The sequence below is a fragment of the Metasolibacillus sp. FSL H7-0170 genome (assembly GCF_038593115.1).
Classification (GTDB): domain Bacteria; phylum Bacillota; class Bacilli; order Bacillales_A; family Planococcaceae; genus Metasolibacillus; species Metasolibacillus fluoroglycofenilyticus.
This window is the reverse complement of sequence record NZ_CP151964.1, coordinates 2,912,406-2,932,557: the sequence shown is the minus strand read 5'-3', so window position 1 is coordinate 2,932,557 and position 20,152 is coordinate 2,912,406. Positions and strand designations below refer to the sequence as shown.

At 37.6% G+C, this 20,152-nt stretch carries 20 protein-coding genes; 1 reads left to right on the top strand and 19 read right to left on the bottom strand.

The genetic code is table 11. The features are described 5' to 3' along the window. Window positions 1-13: 13 nt before the first annotated feature. The 19 genes from MHH70_RS13780 to MHH70_RS13690 form a co-directional block, all read right to left on the bottom strand. A complete protein-coding gene (locus MHH70_RS13780; RefSeq protein WP_066169249.1) occupies window positions 14-208 on the bottom strand; it encodes a hypothetical protein in 195 nt (64 codons plus the stop codon). A gap of 13 nt (window positions 209-221) precedes the next feature. Next, complete coding sequence (locus MHH70_RS13775) at window positions 222-683, bottom strand: hypothetical protein (protein ID WP_066169251.1); 462 nt, start codon at window positions 681-683, stop codon at window positions 222-224. A 33-nt stretch (window positions 684-716) separates the two neighbouring features. After that, entirely contained in the window at window positions 717-1,796 is a 1,080-nt protein-coding gene (locus tag MHH70_RS13770; protein ID WP_066169254.1) for an AI-2E family transporter, read from the bottom strand. A gap of 425 nt (window positions 1,797-2,221) precedes the next feature. Beyond that, a complete protein-coding gene (locus MHH70_RS13765; protein ID WP_066169256.1) occupies window positions 2,222-3,922 on the bottom strand; it encodes a M3 family oligoendopeptidase in 1,701 nt (566 codons plus the stop codon). Between the two features lie 254 nt (window positions 3,923-4,176). Beyond that, complete coding sequence (locus MHH70_RS13760; protein ID WP_235616069.1) at window positions 4,177-5,919, bottom strand: methyl-accepting chemotaxis protein; 1,743 nt, start codon at window positions 5,917-5,919, stop codon at window positions 4,177-4,179. Window positions 5,920-6,524: 605 nt separating this feature from the next. Next, a complete protein-coding gene (locus MHH70_RS13755) occupies window positions 6,525-8,279 on the bottom strand; it encodes a methyl-accepting chemotaxis protein (RefSeq protein ID WP_066169258.1) in 1,755 nt (584 codons plus the stop codon). Window positions 8,280-8,508: 229 nt separating this feature from the next. Beyond that, window positions 8,509-9,228 carry a YebC/PmpR family DNA-binding transcriptional regulator gene (locus MHH70_RS13750; protein ID WP_342471771.1) on the bottom strand — a complete coding sequence of 240 codons (720 nt, stop codon included), beginning with the start codon at window positions 9,226-9,228 and terminating at the stop codon, window positions 8,509-8,511. Window positions 9,229-9,343: 115 nt separating this feature from the next. After that, window positions 9,344-10,201 carry a neutral zinc metallopeptidase gene (locus MHH70_RS13745; protein ID WP_342471770.1) on the bottom strand — a complete coding sequence of 286 codons (858 nt, stop codon included), beginning with the start codon at window positions 10,199-10,201 and terminating at the stop codon, window positions 9,344-9,346. A 205-nt stretch (window positions 10,202-10,406) separates the two neighbouring features. Next, window positions 10,407-10,871, bottom strand: a complete 465-nt coding sequence (locus tag MHH70_RS13740) for a low molecular weight protein-tyrosine-phosphatase (protein WP_342471769.1) — start codon at window positions 10,869-10,871, stop codon at window positions 10,407-10,409. Between the two features lie 15 nt (window positions 10,872-10,886). Next, on the bottom strand, window positions 10,887-11,477 hold the full coding sequence (locus MHH70_RS13735; protein WP_066169265.1) for a lysophospholipid acyltransferase family protein: 591 nt from the start codon (window positions 11,475-11,477) through the stop codon (window positions 10,887-10,889). Between the two features lie 61 nt (window positions 11,478-11,538). Further along, window positions 11,539-12,420 carry an NAD-dependent epimerase/dehydratase family protein gene (locus tag MHH70_RS13730; RefSeq protein WP_342471768.1) on the bottom strand — a complete coding sequence of 294 codons (882 nt, stop codon included), beginning with the start codon at window positions 12,418-12,420 and terminating at the stop codon, window positions 11,539-11,541. Window positions 12,421-12,437: 17 nt separating this feature from the next. Next, the gene (locus tag MHH70_RS13725; protein ID WP_066169270.1) at window positions 12,438-13,271 is read right to left on the bottom strand and encodes a putative RNA methyltransferase; all 834 of its coding nucleotides are present in this window, start codon (window positions 13,269-13,271) and stop codon (window positions 12,438-12,440) included. Between the two features lie 158 nt (window positions 13,272-13,429). Continuing rightward, the gene (locus tag MHH70_RS13720; RefSeq protein WP_201261947.1) at window positions 13,430-13,765 is read right to left on the bottom strand and encodes a hypothetical protein; all 336 of its coding nucleotides are present in this window, start codon (window positions 13,763-13,765) and stop codon (window positions 13,430-13,432) included. 4 nt (window positions 13,766-13,769) lie between these two features. Then, window positions 13,770-14,342: an SCO family protein gene (locus MHH70_RS13715; protein ID WP_342471767.1), complete on the bottom strand. Its 573-nt coding sequence runs from the start codon at window positions 14,340-14,342 to the stop codon at window positions 13,770-13,772. A gap of 576 nt (window positions 14,343-14,918) precedes the next feature. After that, entirely contained in the window at window positions 14,919-15,566 is a 648-nt protein-coding gene (locus MHH70_RS13710; protein ID WP_342471766.1) for a nuclease-related domain-containing protein, read from the bottom strand. Between the two features lie 94 nt (window positions 15,567-15,660). Next, window positions 15,661-16,695 (bottom strand): DUF4097 family beta strand repeat-containing protein, encoded by a 1,035-nt coding sequence (locus tag MHH70_RS13705; protein ID WP_066169277.1) that lies wholly within the window; start codon window positions 16,693-16,695, stop codon window positions 15,661-15,663. Window positions 16,696-16,697: 2 nt separating this feature from the next. Then, window positions 16,698-17,015 carry a PadR family transcriptional regulator gene (locus tag MHH70_RS13700; RefSeq protein ID WP_066169278.1) on the bottom strand — a complete coding sequence of 106 codons (318 nt, stop codon included), beginning with the start codon at window positions 17,013-17,015 and terminating at the stop codon, window positions 16,698-16,700. Between the two features lie 215 nt (window positions 17,016-17,230). Continuing rightward, a complete protein-coding gene (locus tag MHH70_RS13695) occupies window positions 17,231-18,394 on the bottom strand; it encodes an MFS transporter (protein ID WP_342471765.1) in 1,164 nt (387 codons plus the stop codon). Window positions 18,395-18,443: 49 nt separating this feature from the next. Next, window positions 18,444-19,079, bottom strand: coding sequence for a FusB/FusC family EF-G-binding protein (locus tag MHH70_RS13690; RefSeq protein WP_066169284.1), 636 nt, complete (start codon window positions 19,077-19,079; stop codon window positions 18,444-18,446). 116 nt (window positions 19,080-19,195) lie between these two features. Between MHH70_RS13690 and MHH70_RS13685 the strand changes: the two genes are divergently transcribed. Then, entirely contained in the window at window positions 19,196-20,137 is a 942-nt protein-coding gene (locus MHH70_RS13685) for a LytTR family transcriptional regulator DNA-binding domain-containing protein (RefSeq protein WP_066169285.1), read from the top strand. Window positions 20,138-20,152 lie beyond the last annotated feature (15 nt).

The following is a 20,152-nucleotide window of genomic DNA, read 5'->3' as shown; positions in this document are numbered from 1 at the left end:
CTCCACCCTTTCATTATCTCGAATTCAAGACAATTATAGTTGGTGCTTTGTCTGGCGTCAATAAACTTGACTCGTCTGTTGATATTGGTTCACCATCTTGATTCGGCGCCTCATAAAAGTTAAAGAACAATAGCATAACAATAGCCACAAGTAATGAAGCACCAACAATTATGCTGACAAGCATCAGTGCAAATTTCTTTCCATCCATTTATAGCTCCTCCTTACTTTGAAGGTCTAAATCCTTCTTCGCGTAAATACTCCTCTGCCGCCTCGCGTGTACCAAAAGCTTCCTCTAAATTATTTTGATGATACACAGCCCATGAACGATTTTCATAAATTAGCTCTAATTGTGTGCCTTCACGAGAACGCCATAGCTCAACAATCGGCTCTTCCTCTGCATCTTCAGATAAATAGGCGATAGAGGCTGCAATAATAGTACGTAATGCTTGTTCACCGTAGTCACGAATGTTGACAAGCCCTTTATCATTCGCCTCTTTTTCATACTGTAATAAATCGCCAACAAACACAAAGCCATTGCCGTTTGGATGCAATTTTTCAACAACGATTGTCTTTTCATACAGGCTATTTTCAAAGTGATAATTCAATCTTTTTAATGATATTTCTTTTTTCGTTAACTCAGGAAATGTTTCAATAATCGCCTGCTTTTGTTCAAATGTCAGCATAATATGCTCCTTTTAATAAAAGTTTTTGAAAGGTTATAATGTTTTCGTTGCCGCATCCTTAATTTTAGTGCGCTCTTCATAAATATTTTTTACAATTACTTTTATAACCGCGTATGTTGGGATAGCAATTAAAATGCCGATAAATCCAGCAATATTTCCTGCTGCTAAGATGATTGTAATTACTGTTAACGGATGGATGTCAAGCGATTTCCCCATAATATTAGGTGTAATCAAATTGCTCTCAATTTGCTGCGCTGCGAGGGTAATAACAGCTACCCAAACAACTAAGATTGGCTTTTGAATAAGCGCAATAATAAGTGCTGGTATAAGTGAAATCCATGGGCCAATGAATGGAATCATATTCATAAAGAACGCCAATATTGCTAGTAGTAACGAGTAATCTAAATCAATAATTAAATAGCCAATATACATCATTAATGCGAGTAAAAAGCTAATTAATACTTGTCCCTGTACATAGCTGCGCAATACTGAATCGATATCTTCTAACGTCTTCTTAATCCAAGAACGACGCTCTCCAGTAAATAATCCATAAAGACGAGGAGCAAACTTTTCATGGTCCTTCAACATAAAAATAAAGAAAAACGGCACAAGAATAAGCGTAAATGTCGCAGATACCGCGCCACTGACAACAGTTACAATCATTTTGCTGCCCTTTACAGCGATATCTTGCACAGAGTTAGAAATGGAATCAACAAACTGTTCGACTTGTGGTGGCCAATGGTCTTTATTTGCAAGTACATAGTCTGTCGTTTCTTGGATTTTTTCTCCAATATACGGTGCATTATCAACTAAATTATTCACTTGCTTTGAGATTGGTGTACCAATTAACAATAAAAAGCCTGAAAGCCCTGCTACTAATAGCACAACAATAATAATTAAGCTCCCCCATCTCGGTACACCCCGCTTCTCAACAAGGCGTTGTAGCGGCTCTGTAACATAATAAAGGACGCCCCCCAACAACAAAGGAATAAAGACTGTTTTTAAAATAATTATAAACGGGCTAAAAATAGCACGAATTTCTATAAAATACTTCACAATAAGCAGTGATAGTAGCAAACCGATTGCTAATTGAAACCATAATTTCTTTGTCATATTTCCACCCCAATCATCATCTATCTATTAGCAATAATCGCATATAGACCAAAAAAATACAATCTTTGATAGCTAAAAAACACATTAATATGGTAGCTTAATTCATCTAAAATACAAAAAGGTATAGAAAAGCAAATGATTCGCTTTCCTATACCTCTTTTATGTCAATTATGCCAAGGCCTAATTTCTTCTAGATTTCTCCTAGTTATTTGACAGAAGTTAACCTCAAACCGCCACGTCCTGTGACACCCACCAAAGCTCGAGCAGTTGGTGAGTGTTTGGACACTTGCTGAAATCGTTATAATGCTTGCATTCGTCTCGCCACCTATCGAGATAGAAGATTCCTGTACCTGTCGCTTCGCTTTCGATACAAAAACAATTTGGCTGCTGCGGTTACTCGTTGCAAAAAACATTGCTAAAGGAAGTTACAATTTTGCATCATCGATTGAGTTTAAGTAATCTTTAATCGTATCAATAACTGACTCCACACAGCCTTCTTCAAATGGCGAAATTAAGCCTGCTTCGCGAACTAAGTTTGTGAATGATTGTGAGCCACCTAAACCACATAAATGTACATAATCTTTCCATGCACTGTCAAAGTCCTCACGTGAACGCTTCCAGAACTGGAATGCGCAAATCTGTGCCAATGTATAGTCGATATAATAGAACGGTACGGAGTAAATATGACCTTGACGTTGCCAGAAGCCACCCGCCTCTAGGTATGCATTGCCATCGAAATCACGATGTGGTAAATATTTTTCCTCGATTTTCTTCCATGCTGCCTTACGTTCAGCAGGCGTCATTTCTGGATTTTCATAAATAACGTGCTGGAATTCATCTACTGCCACACCATACGGCAAGAATATTAGCGAGCCACTCAAATGTGTAAATTTATATTTATCTGTTTGCTCTTTAAAGAACAACTCCATCCACGGCCAAGTGAAAAACTCCATGCTCATAGAATGAATTTCACAAGATTCATGCGTCGGCCATAAATACTCTGGGATACCTATATCACGGCTTGAGTATACTTGGAATGCATGACCTGCCTCATGTGTTAATACGTCAATATCACCTGATGTTCCATTGAAATTCGAGAAAATAAATGGTGAATTATAGTCGTCGATAAATGTGCAATAGCCGCCACTTTCCTTCCCCGTCTTAGCAACTAAATCCATTAGCTCACGGTCAATCATAAAGTTGAAGAACTCACCCGTTTCCTTTGATAGCTCCTCATACATTTTCTTACCATTGTCTATAATCCATTCAGGAGAACCTTGTGGCTTTGCATTGCCTGTTAAGAAATTTAATCCTTCATCGTAATATTTAAAATCTTCAACACCGATACGCTTCGCCTGACGTTTATATAGCTCTGTCGCTACAGGTACGATAAAATCACGCACTTGATTACGGAATTTTTCCACCATCTCAGCATTATAATCAATGCGATTCATCTTAATATAGCCTAGCTCCACGTAATTTTTATAGCCTAGCTTTGTCGCGATTTCATGGCGCAACTTTACTAATTTATCATAAATTTCGTCGAACTTATCACCATGCTGTGCAAAGAAGTTAAAGTTCGCTTCTCTTGCCTCTTTACGCACATTACGATCTAGCGATTCTCCGTACGGTCCTAATTGCGCAAGCGTCAATGTTTTACCATCAAATTCGATTTGCGCAGAGGCTACAAGCTTATTATATTCTGAAACAAGTTTATTTTCCTGCTGCATTAATTCAATTACTTCTGGCGAAAAGCCTTTAATTTGATTTTCCGCTAATGCGAAAAGTTGCTTACCCCATTTCTCCTCAAGCTGTTCACGAAACGACGATTTTACTAGCTCCTGATAATACTCAAAAATAATTTCCTCTGCTTGCGGCATTATTTCATCTAAATAATCACGCTCAGCTTGATAAAATGCATCGTTTGTGTCAATTGATGCACGAATATAAACTAAGTTCCCCTGTGTTGAAAAGGTATTACGATACGCATTAATTTTCTCAATTACCACGCTCTGTTCTTCCACATTTTGTGCGCTTTTAAAATCCTCAATTAACGCACGCACCGCCACCTTCATTTCATCTAAATTCGGGCGCTTATACTCATAATCTTTAAATGTTATTCCCATGATGTCCCCTACCTTTAAATTATGTTTGAATCCACTACCCCTCGGCTTCCATCTTTTCTCTCTTCCTATCACATCCACCGACGACCTATCACGATTTTGCGAGCCCCCATCGCCCTCGCCTTCGCACACAACGCACTACTAAATCACGATAAACAAATTCACTATTAATTATTTACTACCACCTTCAATTTTGCAACTATTCTGAAAGAATATTAATTGTAGTAAATTGTCAGAATTGTTTGCGTGCCAGGCACCTATACTTTAAATTGATTAATAGCCTCCTGTAAACTATTAATCTCGCCTGTTAACTCATTCGACGAATTTGTCACAAGCTCTATAGCTCGTTGCTGCTCCTCTACAGAAGCCGTTACATCCTGTGTAACAACTGCGTTTTTCTCACTAATATGGGCAATGCTATCCATCGAAATAAGCATTGCATTTTTAGAAGTGTTCAATTGATTCACACTCGCAGACATATCGTTTATTATAGCTGTAATATGCTCAACCGCTTTTTCAATTGCCTCAAATGAGCTTTGTGTTGTTTCCACTGATTCACGCTGTTGTTGTACAATCAATGATGCTTTCTCCATTTCATGCGTCACAACATTTGTTTCCATTTCAATCCCTCTTAATGTATTACGTACGGAGCTAGTCGCCTGGTTCGTTTGGTCTGCTAGCTTGCGCACCTCCTCTGCCACTACCGCAAAGCCTTTGCCATGCTCACCCGCTCTAGCAGCTTCAATGGAGGCATTCAGTGCCAATAAATTTGTTTGGTCTGAGATTTCATTAATCGTGCCAACAATGCCTTCAATTTCAGCTAACTTTTGCATTAAATTATTGAACACATCTTGCACTTGTGTCATAAGCTTATTAGATTCCTCAGAGCTTTGCTGTAAATGCTGTAAATTAGTTAATCCTTGCTCGTTCGATTTTCGCATTTCTACGGAAGAAGTTAAAATTAATTCATTTTTTTCATGCAGTACATCAATTTGAGCTGCAAAATCAGCTGTCGAACGATTTGTTTGCTCCGTATCTAGCGCTTGCTGTGTGGCTCCACTTGCAACCTCTTCCACTGCGTTAACAATATTTTCACCTAATGCAGTCGTTTCTTCCGCAACAGCGGATAAATTGCTAGAGGTCGTTTGAATTTCAGAAATGGCATTCTCCACATCTGTAATAAGTGTTTTTAAATGCACGACCATATTATTAAAGCCATTATTTAAAACACCTATTTCATCTTGTCGCTGCAGTTTATCTATTGTAACTGTTAAATTACCATCTGCTACTTGACTCACACTTTGTGATAATTTTACTAATGGAGTTGCTAAATGACGTGAGAATAAAGTGGCAACAATCCCACCTGCTGCAATTGACAAAATAAGTGTCACGATAATTACTTTCACTAAATGACTCACGGGAGAATTGAAATCTTGCATATATGTACCTGAAGCGACAATCCAATTCCAATGCGGGTCTAACTTTGAATAAATCAATTTCGGTGCAATAACAGTTTGACCTGGTAGCTCAAAATCATAATATGTAAAACCCCCGCCTGCTAATGCCTTTTCTTTTACTTCACGAACAAAATATTGACCTGAGCTATCCTGACTATCCCATAAATTATCTCCCTCGCGAGTAGGATGACCTAATACTGTTCCATCATGGTCTAGAATATAAATATAGCCATTTTCACCCAAGTCTGCTGGATAAGTTATTGGACGCTGTCCTTCCGCATTTAGGGCACCAATTAACTGCGATTTAACACGTTCCTGTGCCTCCTCTAATGTAACCATTCCGTTTTGAACTTCAGTCTCAGCAATTGCAATTAATTCTAATGATGTTTCTACGCTGTTTTTAATAACTGTCTTTCCTACTTCGTCCATCCCTTGCTTTGCTGTCGAGTAGCTTACAATGCTAATAATTAAGCTTGGGATAAAAAAAATTAAGAAAGAAAATATTAATAATTTTCCCTGTATCGATTGCAAAAAGCGTATCATTTTAACCATCCCCCTGTCTTTCTCCCTAATAATATATAATTATTACATAAAGTGAAAATTTCACAATAACAAATATTTGATTCGAATAAAGAGGTGAGCAACTCTAAAGACAAAGGCTTCTTAACTTATATTCATTACAACAAGTATTGTTAACAAGAAAATATTGTACTTCTGAATAGCCCCTACTTATTACACGAAGGTATAGGACTGATGATGATTAATTTAAAAGAAAGGGAGGTTGTCCAAAATATGAACACCTCCCCTACTCATTATTCATTTTATGTCCTAAAATGATTTTATCAATTACCCCTCATTGTAATTGTGTCTAGATTTTTTCGAACCATTTGATAGAAATTAACCTAAAACCGTCATGTCACGCGCCAACGGTTAACTGACCTGCATCACACGGCCCCTCCAATATCTGTGACATCCGCTGTAAGTTTGTCCAACACGATGTTGGTTACTTAGCCGTTACCGCAGGATGCGATGTTTTTAGACCGAGTTCCTTTTTATTAGCATGAGTCTTCTGTAGCTGTTGCTACAAAAAGATTTTGCTCCTACGGTTACTCACCGCAGTAAACCTCGCTGAAAAAAGTTAACCAACCTTATAATTTAAATTTCTCTATTTCTGTGATAACGTCCTTTGAAGTAGTATCGAGCTGTTCTACTACCTCGCTTAATTTTTCAACCATATCTACTTGGATATCGATTGATTGTGCCACTTCCTGTGTTTGCGTCGTTGTATTAGTGACAAGTTGGTTCATATCTTCAGCAGATGCTAATATCTCCTCAGAACTTGCCGACATTTGCTCTATAACCGCTGAGTTTTCCTGAATATTGTTATTTACTCTCAGAACAGATTGTAAAATACTTTCTAGGTTTTCACCGATAGCTGTAACTGCTAAACTTCCCTCTTTTACCTCTTCCGTACTTACAGCCATTTCACTTAAAGCACGCTCTGCAATTTCTAAAAAGCTTTGTAAATGATGGTGAATATCGTCCGCGGAAGTTCGAGACATCTCTGCTAATTTACGTACCTCATCTGCAACAACAGCAAAGCCTTTACCTGCCTCTCCTGCTCTTGCCGCTTCAATTGCCGCATTTAATGCAAGTAAATTAGTTTGATCGGCAATGCTTGTAATAACAGTTACCATTTCTTCTATTGAATGGAATCGTGCTCCCATTTCGCGTACTTGCTCTGACGTCCTTACAACTGAAGACTCTACATTATGAATTTGCTGCACCACTTGCTTTGAATTTGTCGTACTCTTTTCAACAAGCTCTGTCATATCACTTGAGGATTCTGCAATATCGCTCGTTGTATCAGCTAATCTTTGAATGCCGATTGCCATTTCACTCATCGCCTGCATAACCTCATCATTGCTAATTTGTTGCTTTCCACTGCCTTCTGCAATTTGTGTGACACTTGCAGCAATTGTGTTATTAGACTCACTTACATGATGAGCTGTCGCATTAATATCTTCAACGACCTGCTCTAAACTATTTGTTTTCGAATGAATTGTTTCAAATGTTGCTGAAAGCTGTCCCAGTGCATCTGTGAAATCTCTTGCGAATAGCGAGATTTCATTGCCATTTGACATATTGATATGAGATACTACTTCGTTAGCATCTTTAATATTGCCTTCTGCTAAATACGTTGCTGATTCCTTTAAGGATTTTAAAGGGCGCAATGCGCTATTAATATAGTAATAAAGTATAGCTAAGCCTAAAATGGAAATAAGGCTAAATATAATAACAACAGTCGGTATAATTTCTTTTGAAATTAGACTACTTACTACATCAACATAATCTGCATCTATATCTATTCCTAAATAAAAAGCTACCTCACCATTTGCATCTTTTACGGGAATTGTTCCGGAAATAAATTGCCCAAACTCGCTTTCGATTACATCTGTATAATAGTAACCATCTTCCAAAGCTCGCAAAAGATCTGCATTGGATGTCGCACTTGATTCACTGCTAATAGTAGCTGCATTTTCATGGTCATCCGCCGGCATGCCATCCACTAAAAAGACGCCATTACCTTCTTTTCCATTTGTAGGTGCAGCAAATGTATATGCATATAATACGCCGTTCTTTTCACGCAAATCATTTAATTGCTCACGTAATCTCCAATATAGTTCATTTTCTTGCGGTGAATTCGCTAGTTGCTTATAGCCTTCAACATCCATATATTGAGCCATATTTTGTGCTACTGTCACACTATGTTCTCCTAATGTTGCCTTTACAGATTTCTTCGTGTTGTAGCTCATCATAAAAATATTAGAGACAATTAGCACAATAAATACTGCAATAATAATTGCTATAATTCGGCTCGCTAATCTATTTGTTCGTTTCATAAGTAGTCTCCTTTCATATTTTTTTATAGTTAATCAATATTGTGGCTTATTTCGACAAATTTCACAATAGCAAAAAAAACTTGCATTTCAACCTTTCACAATAAGGCAATGAAAAAGACCGCCAAAAAAGTAATTACTTTCTTGACAGCCTTAATCTCTATATCACATATCCGTTAAAAAGCTTTGCTAACAAAAAGATGCCACAGTAAAGCTATAAGACGCTTATTTTCTATTCACCTAAATCAGCGTTGTGGTAGACGCGTTGCACATCCTCTAAATCTTCAAGAGCATCAATCATTTTTTCGAATTTTACTAAATCGTCGCCTGTTAATGCTACTTCTGTCATTGGAAGCATCGTCAATTCTGCCACAGCAAATTCTTCGATACCTGCTGCTTTTAACGCTTCTTGCGTCGCATGGAATTGGTCTGGTTCTGTGTAAACGATAATTGTCCCTTCCTCATCTATAATATCACGTGCATCCAAGTCTGCTTCCATTAGAATTTCTAGTATTTCGTCCTCTGTTTTGCCTTCAACACCAAATACGGCTGTGCTTTGGAACATATGCGCCGCTGAGCCACTTACACCCATATTACCGCTATTTTTCCCAAATGCCGCACGCACCTCAGAAGCAGTGCGATTGACGTTATTCGTTAAAGCGTCAACAATGACCATTGTGCCACCTACGCCGAACCCTTCATAGCGTAACTCATCAAATTGCTCATCTCCGCCGCCCTTTGCTTTTTCAATTGCCTTTTCAATAATATGCTTCGGTACAGAATACGTTTTTGCACGCTCTAAAACCGTTTTTAATGCACGGTTAGATTCTGGATTTGGTTCGCCAGATTTTGCCGCAACATAAATTTCACGACCAAATTTCGCATAAATACGGCTATTCGCTGCGTCCTTCCCTGCTTTTTTATCCTTAATATTATTCCATTTACGCCCCATCAGATTCACTCTCTTTCAATCATATCTAAATTCATTTATGAAACGAAATAATGTTTTAACTTATCTATTATACATAATAAGTAAAGAAATTTAAAATACTGCGCTTCATATTATGCTATAAATTTGTTGCATTAAATGTGTCGCCGCCCTGCAATGTACCATTTTTATAACCATTCGTAAACCAGCGCATACGTTGCTCGCTCGTACCATGTGTGAAGCTTTCTGGCACCACATAACCATGGGCCTTCATTTGCAATGTGTCATCTCCTATAGCATTTGCGGCGGTTAATGCCTCTGCAAAATCGCCTTCTTCTAAGTAGCCTTTGTTTTGCACATGATGCGCCCACACACCCGCTAAATAATCAGCCTGTAATTCAAGGCGCTTCACCTGCTCATTGTATTCTGCATTTGAAACTTTGCCATTTAATGAATGTACTTTTTGGGAATAGCCTAATAACGTTTGTACATGGTGACCTACCTCATGTGCAATCACATATGCCATCGTAAAATCTCCGGGGGCTTTAAAACGATTTTTCAATTCACTATAGAAGCTTAAGTCGATATACAGTTTATAGTCAGCTGGACAGTAAAATGGTCCGACTGCAGCGCTTTGCAAACCACAGCCCGAGCTAACGCTATCCGTAAATAACACGAGTGTTGGATTTTTATAAGTCATGTCATTGTTTGCAAAAATTTGTGCCCATACATCCTCGGTATCTGCAAGCACAACTGCTACAAATTCTGCCAGCTCCTCCTCCTCACGACTTGGTGTGTATTCCTCTGTCATTTGTCCGTTTTGTGTAATGCTTTTCGTTACAGTGTTTAATACATCACCAGCATCTCCACCACTAATCAATGTATAAATAATGACAATAATAATTCCAACACCACCTAAGCCACCGCCAACTTTTCCAGCACTCATCCCCCGGCGGTCCTCAACATTGCTGCTTTTCCGCCTTCCTTTAACATCCATAATTTATCCCTCCTCCGACATATCCTTTGCTCTATTTGTACCCTTTTTTTAAAAAATATAACGATAATAAGATACTCATTTTATCGTGTCATTTGAAAAAAGATTTATAAATAACAACAAAATAACTGATGCCAATAAGAGTACACTGGAAAAAAAGCCGATTCACACCAAAACCTTCAGTGTAAATCGACTTATATTTTGGCTACTAGCTCTTCTGCATATCTGCTAAAACCTTCTCCAACAATGCCTCACAGCCCTCTAAGCAAAGATTATATGTTTCTTGAAAATCGCCTGTATACCACGGGTCTGGTACATCTTTTTGATGTGCAGTTAAATCTAAGAAACGGAAAATCTTTGCATCATTTGGCTGTTTAAGCATTTTACGAATATTGTCCACATTGCTTATATCCATTCCAACAATATAATCAAAATCCGCAAAGTCACCAATTTTTAGTTGGCGACATTGCATCCCTGCTGTTGCAATACCATATTCAGCTAACTTTGCCTGTGTTCCCTTATGTGGCGGTTCACCGACATGCCAATTACTTGTACCTGCTGAATCCACTGTAATTTGCTCACTTAAACCACGCTTCGTCAGTAAATCGCGCATAACAGCCTCTGCCATAGGTGACCTACAAATATTGCCTAAGCATACAAATAATATCCGCACCCACTGAGCACCACCCTATATTTTTGCTTGTAATTCTTCTGTTAGACGCTGAAACTCCTGCTCTAAAAACTTCGTCGCCTCATCGCGAGCTTCTTTACCGCTCTCTACTGTAAAAGGCTTACCATAAATTAAATAACCCTTTTGGCGTTTCAATACCTCACCTACATTACGTGGACCGATATAAGCAGCTGGTACAATTTGCGTCTTCGCTAGCTGGGCAATCGTTACTGCCCCCTGCTTTAAATCATTATTTTCCGTAGAACGCGTGCCGCTTGGGAAAATCCCGACAACTTTGCCTTCCTTAATAAGCTGTCGTGGAATTTTAATAACACTTGGTCCTGGATTATCTCGGTCCACTGGAAAAGCATTTAATTTGTCAATTAACCAACCAAGCCCTTTCATTTCAAACAACTGCTTTTTCGCCATAAAATGAATTTCGCGAGGATACACGGATACACCTAAATTAATAATATCAATATAACCGGTATGCGTACACGCAATGACAAAGCCCCCGTCCTTAGGTAAATTCCCTGCATCGTAAACCTTCGCCTTTGCACCATTTATTTTCAAAATTACCTTACAAATATTCGCTGCTAATTTATACACATCATTGCCCTACCTTATTTTTTAATACTTTTATTTTAATAAAAAAGAGGCGTACTTTCAATTAAGTGTATTGTTTTGCGATGTCCTGTACTAAATTTTCTAGCCAGCTATCAAGTTTTGAAAACTGAAAGCCTGCCGCTGCTGCTTTATCATTTTTCATATACCATGATTTAGGGACAGCATACGGCGAACGTATTTCATCATCACCCAAAAGTGCGATTTTTGCCCGTTTGCCTGTAACCCGCTCGACTAAGGTCATTAATGCCTGTAACGTCACAGCCCCCGTTGCCGTCGCATTAAAAGGTCCCTCTATAGTCGCTTGCCCAGCCCATAACAAAAATCTTGCTGCCTCATCCGCTTGAATAAAGGACATTTCAGCATCCATATTAACAAAGCCAATCGGTTCTTCTTGCGCTACCCGCTTCACATGAAAGTGTAATCGCTCCGTATAATCATCGACACCCATAACAATTGGAAAACGCACTGCTACAATTGGAAATTCAGCATATTTAAAAAATACAGCCTCGGCTTGACGCTTGCCCTCTCCATAAGTGAAATCTGCCGAATCCCCCATACGAATCGTATAATTATATGGGTCAAAGTCATGCTCAACTTTGACATTGCCATCAATTTCATATGTTGATAGAGTTGATGTGAAAACAAGCTTCCCAATTTTCCCGTTAAATATATCACAAAAAGCCTTCGCCTCATTTGGAGAGTAGCAAATATTATCATATACAATATCAAACATGCGATTTTCCATAAATGACTGTAAATGAGGCTCTTTTGTTCGATCGACAATGACATGCTCCACCTTGTCCCCAAATGGGTTACTTGAATTTCCTCGCGTTATAATTGTCACTTGGTGTCCTTCAGCTATTAAAAGCTCAACTAATTTACGACCGAAAAATCGCGTTCCACCTAATACTAAAATATTTTTCATACAATACTCCCCCCTTGTTATACTTCCCCAACTAAAATATCCACATCTATCGTAATTTGTGGCAACTCCACTGCCGCTATATTTTCAATATGCCAACCCATAGGTGTCATTTGCAATAGCTTTGGTGCAAGCTCTGTTGCTAATGGCACTGTGTAAGTAATACGCTGCACATTTACTTTAGCAAAGCTTTCTTTAAATCGTTCGACTGTCTGTGCATTAGAGTAGCTTTCTTTTTCAGAATCAGCAAATGCTTGGACGCGTATCTCTTTTAAATAATCTGTCTGTGGCACGACTTTAATTACTTTGCCATTTGGGTTAAGCAGGCGTTTAAATTCCTCATAATTAGCTGGTGACAAAATATTTAAAATTGTCGTAAAGCTTTCTGACTGAAATGGACTATTTGCCAAATCACCGACACACCATATTTTTTCGCTATAAAATTTCGCAGCAGCTAAAATACCTTCCTTCGCAATATCGATACCAACACCAAGTGCATTCGGTAACTGTGTACAAATTCGTGCTAAGTGCGAGCCTTCACCACAGCCTGTATCTAAAATCCGTTGCTCACCAGTTAGTAAATCTGCAATTGCCTGCTGTAGCGGGTCATAAAGACCGCTCGCAATCACCTGCTGACGCGCTTCAAATAATTCTTTGCTATACATTGATACTACTGGTTTTGTCATAAAATTCATATAGCCCTGCTTTGCCATATCAAATGAATGTTTATTCACACAACTCATAGTTCCCGTATCATTTAGTTGCATTTCCATCTGACAAAATGGACATGCAAATATGCTAATATATTGCTTTATATAATAAATACTTGCTTCCTTTTTTGATAATTGTTTCATCATCTTCTCCTGCAATCTTTTTCTCTATTGTACAGGAAATTGTTTTGAAAAGAAGGACGATTTGCTTCTTTCCAAAAGCCAAATTCAGCTATTTTTTGCAAACGACTATTTTGTTTCATACTTTTAAGCAAAATCTTATCAGCTAGTCGCGTTGAGCATTACCAACTATCCCATTTTGTCTTTAGCAAGCCAATTTCCTTTAGTAAACTAACCATTAGTCTATCTTTTTCGCCCTGTAACGCTTCATCAGTACAAGCCGAGTGAGATGCATAGTTTAATTTTTTCGCTTCCCCTAATGTGGATTCTTCAAGAAAATTTGTCGCATTGGCATCCTCAAAGCATTGAGGTGCAATATATGTTTTAATCGTATGCTCTAAAATAACTCTAGTATGTGCAGATGGAAGAGTTTCTCTAGGTATAATGAAACTTATTAAAATAACAACAATAATTAAAGCAGTAAGCATGGCTACTCCTCTACTTTTTTTCAATCGCATAAACTCACTCCTTAAATAGCAATTTTATATCTTTAATCATTTCTTCATACGGCACATTAAGCCCATTATAATCCTTAATAACGATGCCATCTTCATTAATCAAATAAAAAGATGTGCCATGTATTACTTGTGTGTCATCAGCAGGCTTTCTAGCAATCGTTTTAAAGTTTTCTAATGCAAACTGTTCGATTGTTTCTTGTGAATAACCTGTTAATAAGCTCCAGCTAGTTAAATCTGCACCATAGCTTAAAGCATATTCTTTTAAAACTTCTGGCGTGTCTATTTCTGGGTCAACACTAAAAGACACTAATTCTACATCCAAGTTCTCCTCATGAAGTTTTTCTTGTAGCTCAGTCATATTCGCCATCATCGGGAGGCAAACTGTCGCACAATTTGTAAACACAAAATCGGCTACCCATATCTTGCCTTTTAAATCCGCTAATCCAAACTCCTGATTTTCTTGATTTGTGAATATAAACTCTTTTAACTCCCAATTAAGCGGATTTTTCACTTGCTGACTACAGCCTAGCAATAAAATAGTTAATAGAAATACTGAAACTAATAATTTTTTTGGCAATATTTTCACTACCTTTCATTCAAATAAGTTACACCTCGGCGTAAGTGTGTTTAAATTTCTTTGAGCTAATAGGTGGAAGTTAACCTCCTAAAACCGTCATGACCTGTGACATTCGCCGCAAGACGCGATGTGCTTAGGCTGAGTCCTTCTTTGTCAGCCTGTGTCCTGTCGCCTTCCGAAAGAAGTCAAACACTAATTAAGCATTCGTATAGAAATTGGCGTTATTCTATATCTGTCGTCTTTAGTCATTTTGCTTTCACAATGTGAGGAAAGCGAGGCCCACGTTTAGTCTTGACGCTGTTGAAATGTCAAAAATTTATACCTTTTTATTCTTTAAAAATCTGGTAAATCAAGGTGGCTAACATCATCATAAGTATTGGTCATTGCCAATCGAGATGTCAATGTGAGCTAGCCTTATTTCACTTTTTCTTCTATCATATAACACACATATAACACATTTTATAAACATTTTTGACACTTTTGAAATAAAAAAGGCTATCCGAAAAGGTGTTCCTTTTCAGATAGCCTTGACTCCTATAATCAATTACGCCTCGGTGTAATTACATCCGGATTTTTTCAAGCTGTTTCTATTGCTAAATGCGTGGCAGTCCTTCTATCCTTCAATACATCATATGCTGCCTGTATATTTTCTGGAGAGATTAGCTCCTCTTGTCCTCGGAATTGAGCAATCCAGCCTTTTAAATCTTTGGTCTTCAATACATCTACTTTTGTAGAGTGCAACTCAATTTTTTGGAAGGAGCACTCATTTGTAAAAATAACGATTGTCTTATATGCATCTGCCTGTATAGTCGGCAGCAAATCACGTAATTGATAAGTATAGCGCTGCGTTAGATGGATTGGATTTGGGAAAGATTCCTTTTTTCCCTTATATAGTAGCTGTGTCCATTCAATATCCTGTTCGCGTCCAGCAATCCAACCTTTTTTCTGTTCAACATTTACTATATAAACCCCTGTGGAGTGCATAATAATGGCATCTACAGGCTGTTCATTTGGAACTAGCTGAACATCAAATAAAATATCATACTTTTCTTGTGTGGCCTTTAATTCCTCTGTCAATTTATATAGTGAGCGAACTCTACTATTACTTAATACTTCGAAAATAGAATATGATGTCGCTTTACTAAACAAAGAATCATCATATTTATAAATAACAATCATGACTAAACTAATTAATAAAAAACCAAATAGTAGCATCCAAAACATTTAGCGTGTCACCCCATGTATCAATCGTCTATTACTGTCATTGTAACAAACTTACAACTACTTGACTACGCACCATTCGAACTATAGCAGCCAATTATTTTTGTGCAATCGTAATGCTGCCTAGCTCCGTTTTTAATTTAACAAGATTTTCCCCTGTACCATAAACAATACGCTTGCCACTTTCGCCATAAACAGAAATCTTACCGAGCTCTGATTTTGCTTCAACTGTAGCGTTATCAATCGCATTCTTTGTTAAAACATCTATTCTACCTACGCTTGTTTTTAGCTTTAGCGGCTTCGTGATGCTTTCGACATCCATATTAATTTTGCCAGCCTCAGAGCGCGCATCAATTTCCCCCTGAATATTAATTAAATCTACACGTCCGGCTTCAGACTTCACATTCCAAGTTTCTGCAATGCTATTTTCAATAATAACTTTTCCTGCTTCACTTTTTACAATAGCTGTCGTTGCGTGAACAGATTGAAGCTCTGCTTTGCCAACACTCGACTTTACATTTAACTCCCCAGCTAAAACATTTTTCAACATTGCCTTGCCGACAGTTGTATGACATTTGATTTCTTTTGCCTGTAGCCTTTCTATAACAGAACCACCAATTTCATTTTTAATCACGATGCTTTGATACAGCTTTTCTGGTACATAAATCATTGCAGTAGCTGCGCTTTCTGTATTAAAGTTAAAATTAATTTTCAAGCCAAAAATTTTAAATGTACTTTCAGCTCGTTCAATTTTTACAGTTAATGTGTTATTAACAATTTCTACATCCGTTGTATATTGCTCACCTTTACTTTTCACTTCCGTATAAAATCTGCCCGTCGGAGACGGTAATAGCTGTATAGAGGCAAGCTCACTATCAATTTTAATATGATCAAACGCCTCCTCCTTCACAACATTCGCTGTTTGTACAAACTCCTGCTCAGAATAAGCCTTCAATATTTCCTCGGCTAATTCATTTATATCACCTAATGAGTCAATCATTTCCTCGATTGTTTTTCCTTCTGCCTGACCGCTTGCAAAATATTCCTTGAAATCCCGAATGATATCTTGACGCTCATTATTATTTAACTTTGCTAACGCTTGCTCTAGCTTGCTCAAAAATTGTTGTTCCATTATTATTGTTCCCCCTTATTTACTAAATCGTTTACCGCCTGATAAAATTGTTGCCACTCCAACTTTTGTGTGTCTAGCTGTTCCTTCCCTGCACTAGTTAACTGATAATACTTTCTCGCAGGTCCTTCTGTCGATTCCATCATATACGTTGTAAAATAACCTTCCGCAGTTAGCCTGCGAAGTAACGGATAAACCGCTCCTTCAGAAATATCGATTTTGCTAGAAATCGCTTGTACAAGCTCATAGCCATACATATCACGCTTTTCCAACAATGCAAGCACACATAAATTCAGTACACCCTTTTTAAACTGTGGATTCACTTCGCTCCCCCCTCCACTATTATTTATTAATTAGTAGTATAGCATCTACTATTGTTCAATGCAAGGTACTAATTTAAAAATAATAGGGGCGTCCAAACAGCAGTGCTTCGCCTGCTGTTTGGACGCCCCCTTTCGGATTTAGCAAATGAAAAAGGAAATTTACGCCACAAACCTTATGACAAATCGACTTTTCAGTGCCTTCCTTTTGAAATGTCCTATTTTACAGTTCTCAATGATTTCATGCTTTTTTTGAATGTCCATAGTAGTAAAACACTTGCAACAGCAATGCTCGCGGATAAATAGTACGTCTTCCCACCACTAGCTGTCAGTAACCAAGTAAAGAATAACGGTCCGATAATGCGCCCTAAACTGTCCATTGAATAAACAACTCCTGCTGCTGTACCATACATTCCCCCTGATTCCTTTGAGGCTAGCGATGTATTCAAAGTGCGGGCAAGTGCATTACCTGCCGTAAAGACACAAAGAGCTACTCCTGCAAAAAATAAGCTATTCGTAAACGGCAGCATGAATAGACCAATTGCTGTAATAATTTGTGCAGCCATCAACCACTTTGGCTCATGCCCATCTTTCACTTTGCGAACAACCATTCCTTGAATAAAAAAGTCGACAAAGCCACTAAATAAAAACAGCGAGCCAATTTGTGCAGATGTAATTTGAATTGCATCCATCTGGAAGAGCTGCAATGTCGATTCAACACCTGCTAACAAAAATGTCACTACAAATGAAAAGATAAATAAATAACGAATACGGTAGCCAAATAGCTTGCCAGCAGCCATTGGAATAATTGCACGCCCCTCTGTTTTACGGTACGTATCTGGCTCTTTTAATACGGCTAATGCATAAAAAAACAGGGCAAAAATTAATATTGCCGATACTGTAAACGGCATCCGAATACTTATTTCACCAAGTAAACCACCGATTGCTGGTCCGAAAATAAAGCCTAGACCAATAGACATCCCCATAAAGCCCATATATTTATTGCGGTTATCTTCATTAGAAATGTCTCCAATAAAACCTGTTACAGCTGTATATAAAGCTCCAGAAAACAAACCACCAACAATGCGAGAAGCATAGAGCATTGGCAGTGAATGGATAAACACCGAGACAAGCATAAAGCTTAAGCTAAAGCCAAGTAAGCCGACTAATATTAATTTTTTGCGCCCTACTTTATCAGATAAACGCCCCCATAAAGGAGCTGTAAAAAAGCTAGCAAGTGAATAAATCGTCAACAAGCCACCTACATGCATCGGATGAAAATCTTGCTTCACAATGACCTCTGGTAAAACAGGAATAATTAAACCAAATCCTACATAAACGAAAAATTGCACAGATATGAGCAAAAGAATAGCTTTATTCATTATGTTTTCTCCTTCTATCAATTCCACTTACATCAATGACCCTTAAATTTTAGACTAAATTACTTTCGACGAATTGAATAAGTTTTTTATAATCCTTTAAATGGCGATTACAGTATGCCGCGTCAGCACAAATGTACTGACTATATGATTTATAAGCATCCGCTTGTCCTTTTACCTTTGCTGTAAAAAGATGAACATTTGAATGCTCGTTGCAAATCGCACAAACTCCCTTCGTATTTGCATCGCTAATTGTCCCTCTCAAGCCTATAAAATCATTCTCATGCTCAATAATAATATATTGGCGGTGTGTACCGGAATCCTGCCATGATAAGTAGCTTATGCCTCTCCAATCAATTTTGCTCAAATTTGGCATTTTAAGCTTCTTTTCTTTTTTAAACAGCTTTTCAATATCCTTTTCAGAAATTTGCTTAAATGGAATCGTATATATTTGTAGGTTTTCAATAAATAATGTTACATCTAGACGATCCTCTACTGTTTCAATAGCTTTTCGCAACGTTTCTTGATTTTCTACAAATGGCATTTTCTCATTCAATGCTACTATAGCAAGCTCTCTAACTGTCGATAATATATTCATATCCTTTGATGAGGCTTTGGCGTTTACTATTTTCACTAATTGCTGTTCAATTAAACGAACTTCCGCAACAGTTAAAAATGGAGTCATCATTCTAACACTTCCTTTATTAAAAAATCTTATTATTACAGTAACACGAACTATTTATTTTAACATGCTATATCCTATTATATAATAACAGTAGCGTACTTAAAGTGAGGTTTTTTTACATGCAAACAAAGACAATCGACATTTCCGCATATGTTGAAGCTGGCAATATTATTTGTCCCCAGCTAGCAATTCCCTATAAACAGGCTTTTATAATGGGTATTTATACAGACCAAGCTAAAATACAACATGTACTAAAGGCGTTTATGAAACAGCCAAATACGTATATTCATTTAAAAGATGACAGTCTTTATGAGCGTTTAACAGTGAAGGAGCATGTCGCGTTCTTCAAAAAGCTGTTCAACTCAACTGAATCAGTCGAGGAATTATTACAGCTTATTAACCTATTTGATTGCCAGAATATTAAGATAGATAAGCTTTCAAATAGCAATCGTCAATTACTTCATTTCTTAAAGCTTTATTTAACACCTGCCTCCATCCTTGTAATTGAAGAACCCCTTCAGAACATGGAAGATTTTTCAAAACAATTAATTGTTCAATTATTTGAAAAAATGGCACAGAAAATGATTTTATTACTTTCTAATAATTTAGAGGATTTATTTATTTCCTGTCATGAAACAAGTCGCTTGGATGCAGATGGTTTGCGATTATTGGATGTTGTAGGACAAGATATAGCACCAAATGACACAGCCGTATTCTCTCCAATAAAAATTGAAAAAATCCCAACAAAGAAAAATGACAAAATTATTTTATTTAATCCACCTGAAATTGACTATATAGAAAGTGTGGAAGGAGAAGTATCAATTTATGTGGCTGGGGAGGCATATCCCTGTTCATTAACTTTAACAGAGCTCGAGCAACGACTTTTACCTCTTGGCTTTTTCCGATGCCACCGCTCCTATATTGTCAATTTACAAAAGGTGCGTGAAATTATTACATGGACTAAAAATAGCTATAGCTTATCCATTCATACAACAACTAAAACTACGGTGCCTTTATCTAAAAACAAGCTTGCCTCTTTAAAAGAGCTTATCGGAATTTAGCGAATTTCCGGGGAA